This window comes from Acuticoccus mangrovi, from assembly GCF_016411865.1.
GTDB lineage: Bacteria > Pseudomonadota > Alphaproteobacteria > Rhizobiales > Amorphaceae > Acuticoccus > Acuticoccus mangrovi.
In genome coordinates, this window is record NZ_JAEKJA010000024.1 from 49,039 (window position 1) to 63,976 (window position 14,938).

The 14,938-nt window shown below is 69.2% G+C and carries 15 protein-coding genes; 2 read left to right on the top strand and 13 right to left on the bottom strand.

The annotated features are described in order from the left end of the window. The first annotated feature begins 40 nt into the window (after positions 1 to 40). Both JCR33_RS20880 and JCR33_RS20885 read left to right on the top strand, forming a co-directional pair. Positions 41 to 589, top strand: a complete 549-nt coding sequence (locus JCR33_RS20880) for a redoxin domain-containing protein (protein WP_198884073.1) — start codon at positions 41 to 43, stop codon at positions 587 to 589. Between the two features lie 305 nt (positions 590 to 894). Further along, entirely contained in the window at positions 895 to 1,836 is a 942-nt protein-coding gene (locus tag JCR33_RS20885) for a DMT family transporter (protein WP_198884074.1), read from the top strand. Here the strand turns inward: JCR33_RS20885 and JCR33_RS20890 are convergent. The 13 genes from JCR33_RS20890 to JCR33_RS20950 form a co-directional block, all read right to left on the bottom strand. Further along, a complete protein-coding gene (locus JCR33_RS20890; protein WP_198884075.1) occupies positions 1,787 to 2,734 on the bottom strand; it encodes an NAD-dependent epimerase/dehydratase family protein in 948 nt (315 codons plus the stop codon). The genes JCR33_RS20885 and JCR33_RS20890 overlap by 50 nt on opposite strands. Positions 2,735 to 2,812: 78 nt before the next feature. Then, on the bottom strand, positions 2,813 to 4,960 hold the full coding sequence (locus JCR33_RS20895; protein WP_198884076.1) for a sodium-translocating pyrophosphatase: 2,148 nt from the start codon (positions 4,958 to 4,960) through the stop codon (positions 2,813 to 2,815). Between the two features lie 104 nt (positions 4,961 to 5,064). Then, on the bottom strand, positions 5,065 to 6,279 hold the full coding sequence (locus JCR33_RS20900; RefSeq protein WP_198884077.1) for an MFS transporter: 1,215 nt from the start codon (positions 6,277 to 6,279) through the stop codon (positions 5,065 to 5,067). A gap of 48 nt (positions 6,280 to 6,327) precedes the next feature. After that, positions 6,328 to 7,320 (bottom strand): thiamine-phosphate kinase, encoded by a 993-nt coding sequence (thiL, locus tag JCR33_RS20905; protein WP_198884078.1) that lies wholly within the window; start codon positions 7,318 to 7,320, stop codon positions 6,328 to 6,330. Between the two features lie 11 nt (positions 7,321 to 7,331). Next, positions 7,332 to 8,222 carry an alpha/beta fold hydrolase gene (locus JCR33_RS20910; protein ID WP_198884079.1) on the bottom strand — a complete coding sequence of 297 codons (891 nt, stop codon included), beginning with the start codon at positions 8,220 to 8,222 and terminating at the stop codon, positions 7,332 to 7,334. Further along, positions 8,215 to 8,730, bottom strand: coding sequence for a transcription antitermination factor NusB (gene nusB, locus JCR33_RS20915; protein WP_198884080.1), 516 nt, complete (start codon positions 8,728 to 8,730; stop codon positions 8,215 to 8,217). The genes JCR33_RS20910 and nusB overlap by 8 nt, the downstream gene beginning before the upstream one ends. Next, positions 8,727 to 9,170 carry a 6,7-dimethyl-8-ribityllumazine synthase gene (locus tag JCR33_RS20920; RefSeq protein WP_198884081.1) on the bottom strand — a complete coding sequence of 148 codons (444 nt, stop codon included), beginning with the start codon at positions 9,168 to 9,170 and terminating at the stop codon, positions 8,727 to 8,729. Before JCR33_RS20920 ends, nusB begins: the two co-directional genes overlap by 4 nt. Before the next feature lie 62 nt (positions 9,171 to 9,232). Then, entirely contained in the window at positions 9,233 to 9,844 is a 612-nt protein-coding gene (locus JCR33_RS20925; protein WP_198884082.1) for a riboflavin synthase, read from the bottom strand. Next, the gene (gene ribD, locus JCR33_RS20930; protein ID WP_198884083.1) at positions 9,829 to 10,947 is read right to left on the bottom strand and encodes a bifunctional diaminohydroxyphosphoribosylaminopyrimidine deaminase/5-amino-6-(5-phosphoribosylamino)uracil reductase RibD; all 1,119 of its coding nucleotides are present in this window, start codon (positions 10,945 to 10,947) and stop codon (positions 9,829 to 9,831) included. The genes JCR33_RS20925 and ribD overlap by 16 nt, the downstream gene beginning before the upstream one ends. After that, positions 10,944 to 11,447 carry a transcriptional regulator NrdR gene (gene nrdR, locus JCR33_RS20935; RefSeq protein WP_198884084.1) on the bottom strand — a complete coding sequence of 168 codons (504 nt, stop codon included), beginning with the start codon at positions 11,445 to 11,447 and terminating at the stop codon, positions 10,944 to 10,946. The genes ribD and nrdR overlap by 4 nt, the downstream gene beginning before the upstream one ends. Continuing rightward, complete coding sequence (gene glyA / locus JCR33_RS20940) at positions 11,444 to 12,739, bottom strand: serine hydroxymethyltransferase (protein WP_198884085.1); 1,296 nt, start codon at positions 12,737 to 12,739, stop codon at positions 11,444 to 11,446. Before glyA ends, nrdR begins: the two co-directional genes overlap by 4 nt. 135 nt (positions 12,740 to 12,874) lie before the next feature. Next, complete coding sequence (locus JCR33_RS20945; protein ID WP_232372733.1) at positions 12,875 to 14,059, bottom strand: L,D-transpeptidase family protein; 1,185 nt, start codon at positions 14,057 to 14,059, stop codon at positions 12,875 to 12,877. A gap of 252 nt (positions 14,060 to 14,311) precedes the next feature. After that, positions 14,312 to 14,830 (bottom strand): MarR family winged helix-turn-helix transcriptional regulator, encoded by a 519-nt coding sequence (locus tag JCR33_RS20950; RefSeq protein WP_198884087.1) that lies wholly within the window; start codon positions 14,828 to 14,830, stop codon positions 14,312 to 14,314. Between the last annotated feature and the right edge of the window lie 108 nt (positions 14,831 to 14,938).

A 14,938-nucleotide genomic window follows, 5' to 3' on the forward strand; every position in this document is an offset into this window, starting at 1 on the left:
ATGGCCATCGTTTTCGCGATCGAAGCCAGGGGCGAGCGCGATGCGTAGAACCCGAGACAGCGAGCGCCGTCGCGCCGCAGGCGAGAGCTGGGAGCGGCAGGGTCTTGCGGACGACGTGCGCCGGCAGCGGTCGCCGCGCGCCGGCGATCGCGCCCCACCGTCCGGTCTCGACGATGCTTCGGGGGCGGTGGTGACGCTGTCGGGCGCGCTCCAGCGGGGCCCGGTCGTCCTGGCGTTCGTCGGCTCCCGGCACACCTTCGAGGCGGACCGCGCGCTCGGCCGCTGGGCGGCCCGCATCGCCGAGGCCGGAGCCTCGCTCCTGGTCCTGTCGCCAACCTTCCCGACCGACGGCGCGGTGCTGCCGGGGGCAGCGGTGCTCCACGACGCCGGATCGCGCGTCGCGGCGGCCTACGGCCTGTTCGGCGACGGGCCGGCGTCCATCACTCCCATGCCGGCGACGTTCGTCATCAGCCAGAACGCGCAGATCGCGATGTCGCTGACCGAGGCTTCGTTCGGCGACGAGTTCGTCGCCGTCAATATCCTCAGCGCGCTCGCGGCGCTGCGCCGAAGCACGCCCGCGACACCGTGAGTCGCGGCGGCGACGCCTCCCCCGACCGTCGCGCCGGCCCGCCGTCGCGGCCTCGCATCGCCGTGCCGGGCGATCGACGACGGCGAAGCGCTTTCGTGCGCTTGGCCGCCGTTGGGGTATAGTCTCGCCGACCATGGCACTCTCCCAGCACCGCCCGCAGAACTCGGCTGCTCCTCGACGATCGGTCCATACCTTTGCGGAATAGACATCATGTGGACGCGCCACGTTCTCGCTCCGGCGGGGATGAATATCTTGCGTCTCGCGACGGACGTACCGCCGCCCGTTCCGCGAGAGGAGTGACCTCCATGCCCATTGCCACGACCGCGCGCGCGCAGACCGCGGCGCCCGACGCCAGCCTCATGCGCGGGGTCGGCTACGGCCTCGCCGCGGTCGTCATGTGGGCGGGCTACTTGAGCTTCGCCCGCGCCGGGATCAGAATCGGCCTCGCGCCGCAGGACATCGTCTTCCTGCGTTTCGCGCCGGCGGCGGCCCTTACCCTGCCCTGGCTCATCCGCTTCCGCCACGCCTCGCTCCTGCGGATCGGTGTCCCGCGCAGCATACTCCTCGCCCTCACCGCGGGACCGCTCTTCATCATCCTCGGCGCCACCGGCTACACTTTCGCCCCCCTCGCCCACGGCGCGGTGGTGCAGCCGGCGACGGTCACCCTCGCCGCGATGGCCATCGCCTGGCTCTTCCTCGGCGAGAGGCTGACCGCCGGCCGCGCGCTCGGCATCGGCGTCATCATCGTCGGGCTCGTGCTGATCGCCTCCGGCGATCCGGGCGAGACGGGGGAAGCCACCTGGGTCGGCGACCTCCTCTTCGCCGCCGCGGGGCTGTGCTGGGCGGTCTTCACGGTGCTCCTGAAACGCTGGAACGTCGGCGGGCTTGCCGCGACGGCGATCGTCTCGGTGCTCTCCGGCGCACTCGTGGTGCCGAGCTTCATCGCGCTCGACAGCTTCGAGCGCCTCGCCGCGATCGGTATCGGGACCCTGCTCGTGCAGATCCTCGTGCAAGGCGTCTGCGCGGGCTTCCTCGCCGTCGTCGCCTATGGGCGGGCGGTCGACGCGCTCGGCGCCTCGCGGGCCGCGCTCTTTCCCGCGCTCGTGCCGGCGGTGGCCCTCGTGATCGGCATCCCGATCACCGGCGAGCTGCCGACCTCGATGGAGCTGGTCGGCGCCGTTCTCGCAACCTTCGGCCTCACCGTGGCGATCGGGGTGCTGCGGGTGCGCCTTCCCGGCGGGCGCTGAGCCACGCGGCGTAGGCGGCGATCCCCTCCTTGAGGTCGACGCTCGGCCGATAGCCGAGATCGCGGGCCGCCGCGCTGATGTCGAAGCGCTCCAAGATGGTGTCTCCGGCACCGATGCCGGGCCCGATCTCGGCCTCGAAGGCGGGAACGGCCGCCCGCACCATCTCCACGATCTCCGCCATGGTGTGGCGCGACCCGCCGGTGACGGTGTAGATGCGCGCGCCCGTGGTCTCGGCCTTCGCGGCGAGGATCAAGGCCCGCGCCGCGTCGTCCACGTGGATGAACTGGCGGTAGAAGTCCGCCCCCGCCGCGCGCCGGTAGGTGCGCCCGCCGAGGCCCGAGAGGATCATCTCGCGAATGTCGCAGTCGGTGGTGCGTCGCGGGCCGTAGACGAAGCTGATGCGCAGGGCGACGCCGGAAAGGCCGTGCTCGCTGGCGTAGCCGTGAAGCAGCGCCTCGAGCGCCGCCTTGGTGGCGCCGTAGACGGTGTTGGGGCTGAGCGGCACCGTCTCGGGCACCAGCGGCAGGCCGGCCGGCGTCGGACCGTAGGCGCTCGTCGAGGAGCACACCACGAAGCGCGGCACCTCGTGGATGCGGGCGAGCTCCAACAGCGCCGCCGTGCCGCCGAAATTGATGTCGACGATGAGGGTCGGCTCGTCCCGCGCCAGCATCGGCCCCGACAGCGCGCCACAGTGAATGATGGCGTCGAATGGCCCCTCCGCGATCGCCACGGCGTGGAGACGATGAATGTCCCGCACGTCGGCGCGGACGATCGGCAGGCCGTCCTCGGTCTCCCTCACCACATCGATCGGCACGACGCGGTCGCCGGCCGCCTCGAGCATTGTGCGCACGCGATTGCCGATGAGGCCGAAGGCCCCCGTCACCAGATAGTTCGCCACGCCGGACGGACCTCCCCTCGCGAAAAGCGCCGCCCGGTGGGCGGCGCTTCCATCCCAGCAATTTCCGCGCCGGCCGCCTTAATGGGCGAGCACGGCGAGGAGGAGCAGGGCCACGATGTTGGTGATCTTGATCATCGGGTTCACGGCGGGGCCGGCGGTGTCCTTGTAAGGGTCGCCCACCGTGTCGCCCGTCACCGAGGCCTTGTGAGCCTCAGAGCCCTTGAGGTGCCGCGTCCCGTCGCGGTCGACGAAGCCGTCCTCGAACGACTTCTTGGCGTTGTCCCAGGCGCCGCCGCCGGCGGTCATGGAGATCGCCACGAAGAGGCCCGTCACGATCACGCCGAGAAGCATCGCGCCGGTCGCGGCGAAGGCCTCGCCCTTTCCGGCGATGGCGAAGATGACGAAGTAGACGACGATGGGCGACAGCACCGGCAACAGCGAGGGGATGATCATCTCGCGGATCGCCGCTCGGGTGAGCATGTCCACCGCCCGGCCGTAGTCGGGCCGGTCCTTGCCCTCCATGATGCCGGGCTTCTCGCGGAACTGGCGGCGCACCTCCTCCACCACGGAGCCCGCGGCGCGGCCGACCGCCGTCATCGCGATGCCGCCGAAGAGGAAGGGCAGCAGGCCGCCGAAGAAGAGGCCCACCACCACGTAGGGATTGGCGAGGGAGAAGTTCAGCGTCTCGGCCGTCACCCCGGCGAAGTAGGGATATTGCTCCGGATGGCTGATGAAATATTGGAGGTCTTCGGTGTAGGCGGCGAAGAGCACCAGGGCGCCGAGGCCGGCGGAGCCGATGGCGTAGCCCTTCGTCACCGCCTTGGTGGTGTTGCCGACGGCGTCGAGGGCGTCGGTGGTCGAGCGCACCTCGGCCGGAAGGTCGGCCATCTCGGCGATGCCGCCGGCGTTGTCGGTCACCGGGCCGAAGGCGTCGAGGGCGACGACCATGCCGGCGAGCGCCAGCATCGTGGTGACGGCGATGGCGATGCCGTAGAGGCCGGCGAAGGAGTAGGTGAAGAGGATGCCCGCGATGATCACGATGGCGGGCAGGGCCGTCGCCTCCAGCGACACGGCGAGACCCTGGATCACGTTGGTGCCGTGACCGGTCACCGAAGCCTGGCTGATCGAGCGCACCGGGCGATAGCCGACGCCGGTATAATATTCGGTGATCCAGATGATGAGGCCGGTGATCACGAGCCCCGCGACGCCGCAGAGATAGAGGTCGAACGGGGTGAAGGAGGTGCCGCCCGCGGTGGTCATGACCGCACCGAAGGAGCCGAAGACCAGGTAGGTGACCGGCAAGAGCACGATGAGCGACAGCACCGCCGTGACGACGAAGCCGCGGTAGAGGGCGCCCATGATGTTTTGCGAGGCGCCGAGCTTCACGAAGAAGGTGCCGGCGATGGAGGTGAGCACGCACGCGCCGCCGATGGTGAGCGGATAAAGCATCGCCGAGCCGAGGAACTCGGACGTCGCGAAGTAGATCGCCCCGAGCACCATCGTGGCGACGACGGTCACGGCGTAGGTCTCGAAGAGGTCGGCCGCCATGCCGGCGCAGTCGCCGACATTGTCGCCCACGTTGTCGGCGATGGTGGCGGGGTTGCGCGGATCGTCCTCCGGAATGCCGGCCTCCACCTTGCCCACGAGGTCGCCGCCGACGTCGGCGCCCTTCGTGAAGATGCCGCCGCCGAGACGGGCGAAGATCGAGATCAGCGACGCGCCGAAGCCGAGCGCCACCAGCGCGTCGACCACCGTGCGCGAGGTGGCGTCGTAGCCGAGCACCGTGGTGAGGATGAAGAAGTAGACCGACACGCCGAGGAGCGCGAGGCCGGCGACGAGGAGACCGGTGACGGCGCCGGACTTGAAGGCGATGTCGAGCCCGCCCTGCAGGCTGACGGACGCCGCCTGCGCGGTGCGCACGTTGGCGCGGACCGAGACGAGCATGCCGATGTAGCCCGCGACGCCCGACAGGGTCGCGCCGATGGCGAAGCCGATCGCGACCAAGCCGCCCAGGAGCCAGAAGACGACCATGAAGATCACCACCCCGACGACGGCGATGGTGAGATACTGGCGCGCCAGATAGGCGGATGCGCCCTCCTGAATGGCCCCGGCAATCTCCTGCATGCGCGCCGAGCCGCTCGGTGCGGCCAGAACGCTCCGGACGGCCCACCCTCCGTAGAGCAATGAGACCAATCCACAGGCGATGACGATCAGCGTCGCAGTCATTCGTTTTCCTCCAGCGCGTCGTGTTTATTATTGAAGCGCGTTGTTATTTGTTTTTGGCTGAGCCATGCAGTGCAGCAAACTTGTGCCGCGCCTGCAATATGGCGTCAAGCAACCCGGTCGTGCGGGCGACGGTTTGTCGTGAGAAGAACCACGGCGATCAGGACGAGAGGGACGGTGAGCACCGGGAACACCGCCCAATTGATGCTCGCCCAGCCCACCGACGAGAACAGGACGCCCGAGGACAGCGAGGCGCAGGCGACGCAGCCGAACACGATGAAATCGTTGGCGGCCTGGGCGCGCGCCTTGTCCTCCGGGCGGAGCGCGGCCGTCAGCATGGCAGTGCCGCCGATGAAGCCGAAATTCCAGCCGACGCCGAGGAGGATGAGCGCCACGTAGAAGTGGCCGAGCGTGATCCCCGACAGCGCCGTCGCGGCGCAGAGGGCGAGAAGGAGAAGGCCGCACGCGGAGATCGTCTGCGCCCCGAAGCGCGTGATCAGCGTGCCGGTGAAGAAGCTCGGCGCGAACATCGCGATGACGTGCCACTGGATGCCGAGCGCCGCGTTGGCGGTGGTGAAGCCGCAATCGCGCATGGCGAGGGGCGCCGCCGTCATCACCAGGCTCATCACCGCGTAGGAGGTGAGCGCGCACAGGATCGCGAGCGCCACCGCCGGCTGCGTCAACACCTTGTGGAGCGGCCGGCCACGGGGCGCATCCGCGGCTTTGAGCGTCGGCGAGGGCGGGCGGTAGAGGAAGAACAGGATGGCGATGGTGATGAGCGATAGACCCGCCTGGGCGAGATAGGCGCCGGCGTAGGCGACGGGGAGGAACAGATCCTTGGTGGCGATCACCGTCTGCGGCCCGATGACGCCGGCGAAGATGCCGCCTGCGAGCACCATCGAGATCGCCTTGGGACGGAAGGCATCGCTCGCCCCTTCGGCCGCGGCGAAGCGATATTGCTGGGTGAAGGCGAAGGACGAGCCGCTCAGGAACGTGCCGGCGCAATAGAGGGCGAAGCTGCCGAGGTGGATCGCCAGGAAGGCGACCAGGCCGCCGAGCGTCGCGAGGAAGGCACCGAGGACGAAGCCCGGCCGCTTGCCGATTTTCGCGAGCAGGATACCGGCGGGAATGGTGCCGCAGGCGGTGCCGACGACCATCGTCGTGACCGGCAGCGTCGCCAATTTGCCGGTTTGCGATAACAGATAGACGCCGACGAGACCGCCGAGGGAGATGGTGATCGACGTGAGCGCGCCGCCCATGGCCTGGGCCATGGCGAGGACGACGGCATTCTTGCGGGCGAGGCGGTCGGACGGCTGGTTCATCGTTCAGTGATATCCTTCGGCGCCGTCTCTCACCAGTCCGTACTTGCCTTAGAAGTGCTGAAAGCGACCGTCGGTAATGTCGATCGGTACGCCGCGGCGACGGATGGACAAACCCGGCGTTTCCACGATCTCGCCGATGACGGTCGCCGACAGCCCGAGCTCGGCGAGTTCCGCCATGTAGGCTTCCACCTTGCTGGGCCGCAACGTCGCGAGGATCTGATAGTCGTCGCCGCCGGTGAGCGCCTTGTCGAAGGCGGCGGGATGGTTCTCCACCGCCGCCCGCACGGCCGGCGAGAGCGGCACGCTGTCGGCCTCGATCCGGGCACCGATAGCGGCGGTGCGGCAAAGCTTGCGCAAATCGCCGACGAGCCCGTCCGACACGTCCATCGCCGCCATCGCATGGCGCTGGACGGCCCGCCACGCCTCAACCGGCGGGTCGGGCCACAGATAGGCCTCGCGCAGGGCCGCGACATTCTCGGCGTCGAGGCCGAAGGGCGCGCCGTCGGTGCCGAGGCGGCAGAGCAGGCCGAGCGCGGCGTCGCCGATGGTGCCGGTGACGGTGATGATCTCGCCCGGCCGCGCCGACCGGCGCCGCACGATCCGCCCGTGCGGTACGCGCCCGAGCGCGGTGATCGCGATGGTCGTCCCGCCGCCGGGGGAGGCACGCAGCGTGTCGCCGCCCAGAAGCGTCACGCCGTAGCGGGCATGATCGCTGCGCAGGCTCGCCGCGAACCGCTCCGCCCAGCTCGCCGACCACCCTTCCCCGAGCGCCAGCGCCAAGAGGTAGGCGAACGGCTCGGCCCCCTTCGCCGCGAGGTCGGAGAGGTTCACCCTCAGCGCCTTGGCGGCGATCGCCTCGGGCGGATCGTCGGCAAAGAAGTGCACGCCGGCCGCGAGAGCATCGGACGTCACCACGATGTCCTCCGACCCGGCGAGGAAGGTGGCGGCATCGTCGCCCAGCGCGTCGGCGCCGGCAGCGGTGGCGAGCGGCGCGAAGACGCGCGCGATGAGGCCGTCTTCGTCGAGCGCCGGCTCGTCCATCGCGGGCTCCTTCATCGGATGAACGCGAGCACCTCGCGCGCCGTGTCGGCGGGCGCTTCGCGCTGGGGAAAGTGGCCGAGCCCCTCCATCACGCGCCGCTCGTAGCCGGCGCAGAAGAGGTGCTCCTTGTTCAGCGACGTCTCGGGCAGGTTGCAGGGATCGGCCCCGCCGTGGAGAGTGAGGGTCGGCACCCGGATCACCGGATCGGCCGTCTGGGCGGCGCGCAGATCGTCGTAGGCGGGGTCGGGCGCGGCGTGCCCCCAGCGGACGCGGTAGCTGTGGAGCACGATGGCCACCCAGTCGGGATTGTCGAAGGCGGCGGCCGTCGCCTCGAAGGTGGCATCGGAGAACGGCCAGTCCGGCGCCCAGAGCGACCAGATGAACCGCGTCAGCCCCCGCCGATCGTCGGCGAGGATGCGGGCGCCGCGCGGCGTCGCGAACAGCCAATGGTACCAATAATTGTGGTGCATCTCGTAGGAGAGCGGCTGGTCGGGGGTGTTGGTGCCCCAGCCCACCGAGATGCCGACACACGCCTTGACCCGCTCCGGCGCCGCATGACTCGCGACGTACGCGGCGCGGGCGCCCCAATCGTGACCGACGAGCGTCGCCGCGGCAATGCCCATCCCGTCCATCAGGTCGAGGACGTCCTGACCGAGGCTTTCGAGGTCGCCGGCGCGCTGCGTCGCGACATCGCGGAACACCGTGGGGCCGAAGCCGCGCAGCCACGGGACGATGGTGCGGAAGCCCGCGGCGTGGCAGTCGGCGAGGATGCCGTCCCAGGTGCGCACGTCGTCCGGCCAGCCGTGCAGCAGGAAGAGCGGCGCCCCGTCCTGCGGCCCCGACACCTCCGCGGCAATGGACAGGCGCGGGGTATCGACGCTGATCCGCATCGGCTCAGCCATCGGACGGCGTCCCCGCCACCTTCTGCGCGACTTCGGAGGGGCGCACCCGGCGCGCGATGGTGTCGAGCACGCCGTTGACGAGGCGTGGCTCGTCCTCGCCGAAGAAGGCCTTCGCCACCTCCACATATTCGGCGATGATCGCCCGCACCGGCACGTCCTCGCGGAACAGCAGCTCGAACGCGCCGGCGCGCAGCACCGCCCGCAGCGTGAGGTCGATGCGATTGAGCGGCCAGCCCGCCTTCAACGTCTCGTCCACGGCGCTGTCGATCTTGCGCTGGTGGGCGACGACGCCCGACACGGTGGCCTCGAACCAGTTGAGGTCGATCGCCCGCAGGGTCTCCCCTTCCACCTCCTGGCGCAGGCGAAACAGCTCGAACTCCTTGATGATGTCCCGCGCGCCGGCTCCCGTCACGTCCATCTGATAGAGCGCCTGCACGGCGGCGAGCCGAGCGACGGCCCGCTTGTTGGCCGGTTTCGGACGCGCGCCGTGTTTCGCCGCGGGTTTCATTGGTTGAGCTGCGCGCGCAGATCGAAGAGGGCGATGGCGGCTTCGGCCGCGTCGCCGCCCTTGTTCTTGCGGGCGGGGTCGGCACGCACGTAGGCCTGCTCACCGTTCTCCACCGTCAGGATGCCGTTGCCGAGCGCCAGGCGGTTCGCCACCACGAGGTCGACGAGGGCGCGGTTCCCCTCCCCCGCCACGATGTCGTAGTGCCCCGTCTCGCCGCGGATGACGCAGCCGAGCGCCACGTAGAGCTCGTAGGACATGTCCTTGCGGCGGGCCGAGCTCATGGCGATGGCGAGCGCCGGCGCGATCTCCAGGACGCCGGGAACGGTGATGATCTCGTAGGCGAAGCGGCGCTTTTGCAAGGCAGCCGTGGCACCGGCGAGCAGCATGTCGGCGATGTCGTCGTAGAAGCGGCTTTCGATGATCAGCGCGCGTGCGGTCATTCAATCCAATCCCAGCGGAACCGGCGGACCATAGACGATGGCACGCGCCGAGTGAAAGCAGATCAGTTCCCCGTCTCGCGCATGGCAACGAGGCGGGCGACATAGCGGGCGATGGTATCGATCTCGATGTTCACGAGATCGCCGACCCGACGCCGGTGCCAGGTGGTCACCGCGAGGGTGTGGGGGATCATCGCGACGGTGAACGTGTCGGACGCCTCCACCACGGTGAGCGACGTGCCGTCGAGGGCCACCGAGCCCTTCTCGGCGATGAGCGACAGGAGGCGGGACGGCGGGGCGAAGCGGAAGAGGCTCATGTCCTCCTCGTCCTCGCGGGCGACGATCTCGGCGCGCCCGTCCACGTGACCGGAGACGATGTGGCCGCCGAGCTCGTCGCCGGCCTTCAGTGAGCGCTCGAGGTTGATCGGGTCGCCCACCGCCCAGCCGCCGATGGTCGTCTTGTCCATCGATTCGGCCGACACGTCGACGGTGAAGCGCGCGCCCGAGGCGGTCGCCGAGACGGTGGTCGCCGTGAGGCAGCAGCCGCCGCAGGCGATGGAGGCCCCGATGGCGATCCCGTCCGCCGGATAGGTGCACTCGATCGCAAGGCGCGCGCCATCGCCGAAGGGGATCTTGTCGACGATGCGGCCGACGTCGGTGACTATGCCTGTGAACATGGGTCTCGCCAGTATTCGGTCCAATGGTCGTCGCCGTAGCGCCGCGAGAGGATGGGCTCGAAGCGCTCGGCGAGGGAGGCGGCGTCGATGGGGGCCATCACGTCGCCGTCGATCGTGGTCGGCGCGGCGATGCGGTGCACGGCGTCGACGAGGTCGGCGACGAGAAGCGCCGACTGCAGCACCGGCCCTCCCTCCACCAGAAGTGTGGTGATGCCGCGTGCCGCCAGCAAGGCGAGCGCGGCGGCGAGATCGATGCGCCCGTCGGCGCCGCGCCCGACGCGCTCGACCTCAGCGCCGGCGGCGTCGAGGCCGGCGATGCGCCCGGCGTCCGCCCCCTCCCCCACGAAGACGATCACCGGGATCGTCGCCGCGTCGGCGAAGAGGCGGGCGGTGGGGGGCACGTTGGCGTCGCTGTCGAACACCACGCGCACGGGCGACCAGCGCGCGAGCCCCGGCAGGCGGCAGGTGAGCACCGGATCGTCCGCGACCACGGTGCCGACGCCCACCGCGATGGCGTCGCACTCGGCACGCAGCAGGTGGGTGCGGGTGTTGGCGAGCGCCCCGGTGATCGCCACCTGGCCGGCGCCGCGCCGTCCCACCGCCCCTTCGGCGTCCACCGCCATCTTGAGGCGGACATGGGGGCGTCCGAGCGTCATGCGGGTGATGTGGCCGGCGAGGTCGCGCCGCGCCTCGTCCGCCCGCACGCCGAACGTCAGCGGAATACCCGCCTCGCGCAGCTTCTCGGTGCCCTTGCCGGACACCATCGGATTGGGGTCCTCGATGGCGATCACCGCCCGGCCGATCCGCGCCCCGACGAGGGCGTCGGCGCACGGCGGGGTGCGGCCGAAATGGGAGCACGGCTCGAGCGAGACGTAGAGCGTCGCCCCTTCCGCCTCGCCGCCGGCCTCGGCGAGGGCGTAGCGCTCGGCATGCGGGCGGCCACCGTCGCCGGAGCGGCCCGCGCCGACGATCACCGGCCCGAGCGGGCCCTGACGGACGAGAACTGCGCCGACGGGCGGGTTCGGCGCCGTCCTGCCCTGTCCCTGACGCCCGATCGCCAACGCGGCGGCCATGAAGCGCCGGTCTTCCGCCTCCGATGTCACGCGCCGCTCGCTCCGTCGTCCGGCGGAGCCGCGGTGCTTCGCCCGCTCACCGTCTGCGCGAGGTCGGCCACGAACTCCTCGAAGTCGCGCGCTTCGGAGAAGTTCTTGTAGACGGAGGCGAAGCGCACATAGGCGACGTCGTCGATCGCCTTCAGCGCGTCCATCACCAATTCGCCGATGTGGTTGGCCGACACCTCGCTCTCGCCACTGCTTTCGAGCTGGCGGACGATGCCGGAGATCATGCGGTCGATGACCTCCTCGTCGATCCGCCGCTTGCGTGTCGCGATGGCGATGGAGCGATGCAGCTTGTCTCGATCGAAAGGCTCGCGCTTGCCGGAGCGCTTCAGCACCACGAGCTCGCGCAACTGCACGCGCTCGAAGGTGGTGAAGCGGCCACCGCAGACGATGCAACTGCGCCGCCGGCGGATCGCGACCCCGTCTTCCGTGGGTCGCGAATCCTTAACCTGCGTATTCTCGGCGGCGCAGTAAGGGCACCTCACTCGGCGTAGATCGGGAAGCGGCCGGTGAGGTCGTGCGCCTGCGCGCGCACCTTGGCGACCACGTCGTCGTCCGGGTTGCCGCCTTGGTCCATGGAATCGACCACCTCGGCGATCATGCGGGCGACGTCCTGGAACTCCTTCACCCCGAAGCCGCGCGTGGTGCAGGCGGGCGTGCCGACGCGGATGCCCGACGTCACCATCGGCTTCTCCGGATCGTTCGGCACGCCGTTCTTGTTGCAGGTGATCGCCGCCTTGCCGAGGGCTTTCTCGGCGTCGCGGCCGGTCACCCGCTTGGGACGCAGGTCGACGAGGCCGACATGGGTGTCGGTGCCGCCGGACACGACGTCGAAGCCGTGGTTCTTCAGCGCCTCGCAGAAGGCCTTGGAGTTCTCCACCACCGCCTTGGCGTAGGTCTTGAACTCCGGCTGCAGCGCCTCGCCGAAGGCGACGGCCTTCGCCGCGATCACGTGCATCAGCGGGCCGCCCTGCAGGCCGGGGAACACCGCGGAGTTGATCTTCTTGGCGATGTCCGGATCGTTGGTGAGCACCACGCCGCCGCGCGGGCCGCGCAGCGTCTTGTGGGTGGTGGAGGTGACGACGTGCGCATCCTCCATCGGGCTCGGGATCACGCCACCGGCCACGAGACCGGCGAAGTGGGCCATGTCCACGTGGAAGACGGCGCCCACCTTGTCGGCGATCGCGCGGAAGCGCTTGAAGTCGATGAGGCGCGAGTAGGCCGAGCCGCCGGCGATGATCACGGCCGGCTTGTTCTCCACGGCGAGGCGCTCGACCTCGTCGTAGTCGATGAGCCCGGTCTCGGCGTCGACGCCGTAGGTGACGGCGTTGAACCACTTGCCCGACAGGTTGGGCTTCGCGCCGTGGGTGAGGTGACCGCCCGCATCGAGGCTCATGCCGAGGATGGTGTCGCCGGCCTTGGCGAGGGCGAGAAGCACGGCCTGGTTCGCCTGGCTGCCGGAGTTCGGCTGCACGTTGGCAAAGCCCGCCCCGAAGAGACGCTTCAGCCGCTCGATGGCGAGCTCCTCGGCGATGTCGACGAACTCGCAGCCGCCATAGTAGCGGCGGCCGGGATAACCCTCGGCATATTTGTTGGTGAGCACCGTGCCCTGCGCGTCCAGGACGGCGCGCGAGACGATGTTCTCGGAAGCGATCAGCTCGATGTCGTTCTGCTGCCGCTCCAGCTCGAGCGCCACGGCACGGGCGATCTCGGGGTCGGAATCAGCGAGCGAACGATCGAAAAACGGACGGGTCTCCACCGCGTCACGCAGGCTCATACGCCATTCTCCTTGGATTGGGCCGCGACCCTATCGGGCGCGGCCGACCCAGTGCAACGACGAACGGCCCGCCGAAGCGGGCCGCTCATCGACCATGTCGCCGTCCCGCCGGCAGGCGGCGGTCGGCGCCTCACGCTAGCGAAGGGCCAGCGTCTCCACTCCGTCCTTGCGATAGATGTCATCGCGGAAGTGCACAACCCCGTCCGCGTTCACCCACGCGGTGATGTAGGCGAACATCACCTGCGTCGGCCGCTTGAGCTGCACGTCGAGGCGCTGGCCGGACCGGATCGCGGCGTCGACCTGCGCACGGTCCCAACCGTTGCCCTGGACGAGCCAGGTGATCAGCTCGCGTACGTTCTGCACCCGCACGCAGCCCGACGAGTGGAACCGCGCGTCCTCGCCGAAGAGGCTCTTCTGCGGCGTGTCGTGCATGTAGACCTGGTGCATGTTGTGGAAGTTGATCTTCACCGTCCCCAACGAGTTCAGCTCACCCGGCTCCTGGCGGAACATGTACTGGGTCGCCTCGTCGGTGTTCCAGTCGATCTCGGTGTAGTCGTACTCGCGGGTCTCGTCGCCCCAGCGATAGATGTGGATCTTCTGATCCTTCAGATAGGAGGGGTTCTCCTTCATCTTCGGGATCAGATCGCGCCGCACGATGGAGACGGGCACGGTCCAGTAGGGGTTGAAGTTGATCTCGTAGATCTTGGAGGTGAGGATCGGGCTCTGCCGGTCGATGCGGCCGACGACGGCGGTGTGGCGGGAGCGCACGCGCCCGTGCTCCACGGCCTCGATCTCCGCCGCCGGGATGTTCACCAGCACGTAGCGATCGTCGAGCTTGCCGGAATATTCGGCGATGCGGCCGAGGTTGGTCTCGAGCTGGCCCAGGCGCACATAGACCGGCACGTTCATGGCGTCGAGCGTCGCCTGGTCGACGATCCCCGTCGGCGCGAGGCCGTGGCGCATCTGGAAGCGGCGCACGGCGGCGGCGACGTAACTGTCGAACACGTCGTCCCGGCCGCCGATCTGCACGAGGTCGCCGCTGATCGTCAGCCGGCGGCGCAGCGTGCGCACCGCATTGTCGCGCGTGCCGAGGCGCATCGCCTTTTGCGGCGAGTTCACCGTGGGCCAGCCGCCCGTCGCCGCGATGGTACGATATTGCTCGATGGCGATCTGCATGCGCCCGAGCGTCGCGGGCGACAGCGTGGGGGCGGTGGAGTTGACCGCCCGCACCTCCGGCAGCGTCGCGTCAAACCGGTCGGACCACTCGGCCTGACGCTCGAACGAACGCAACGCTTCGAGCGGGCTCTCATGCTGGGCCATGGCCGGCACCGGCACAGCCGCAATCACCACCAAGGCACATCGCATGATGGCCATACGAAGCAAACGACCAGCACCCCTGCCGATCGACGGAACACCATCGCTCGTCACAGCCACGCCAACCCCCGACACACATACATGAACCCCCAAGGCGGTAACACGCTTTGGGGGTTCGGAACAACGCAGGATCGATCAAATTGATTTGGTCGCCGCGCGGCGAGCCTCGCTTGCACCCTTCCGACGAATCGGAAAACCTCAGAGCCGATAGAGGACCTGATCCTTCCAGAAACGGTCGAGACGGCGCAAGGTTTGGGTCGCTCCATCGAGGCTGTCGGCTTCGACCCCGCCGATCGGCCCGAGCGAGCGCATGTGGCGGTCGAGCAGACCTTCGACGATGTTGGCGATCTCCGCCCCCTTGTCGGTGACGGCGATGCGCACCGTGCGGCGGTCCCGCGTCGAGCGGCGCTGCGTCAGATAGCCGAGTTCGCCGAGCTTCTTCAGGTTGTAGGAGACGTTGGAGCCGAGATAGTAGCCGCGCGACTTCAGCTCGCTCGGCGTCAGCTCCTCGCAGCCCACATTGTGCAAGAGCACGGCCTGCACGTTGTTGACCTCCTCTCGACCGAGCCGGTCGAGCTCGTCTTTCACGACGTCCAGGAAGCGGCGGTGGGCGCGCTCGATGAGACGGATCGTCTCAAGGTAGGCCTCCCGCGCTTCCGTTGCGACGGGCGCCCCCGTGGCCCCGTCCCGATCCGCCTGCCGCACCGCTAAATTCATTGTCTGCCTCATTAATCTTTGCCCGCTTTTGCAGGCGCGTTTTGAGGCAGGGTCCGCTTCTGCACTAAAGCGGTGCTTAAGCGTCAGCGTGAACAGAGGGTTAACGAG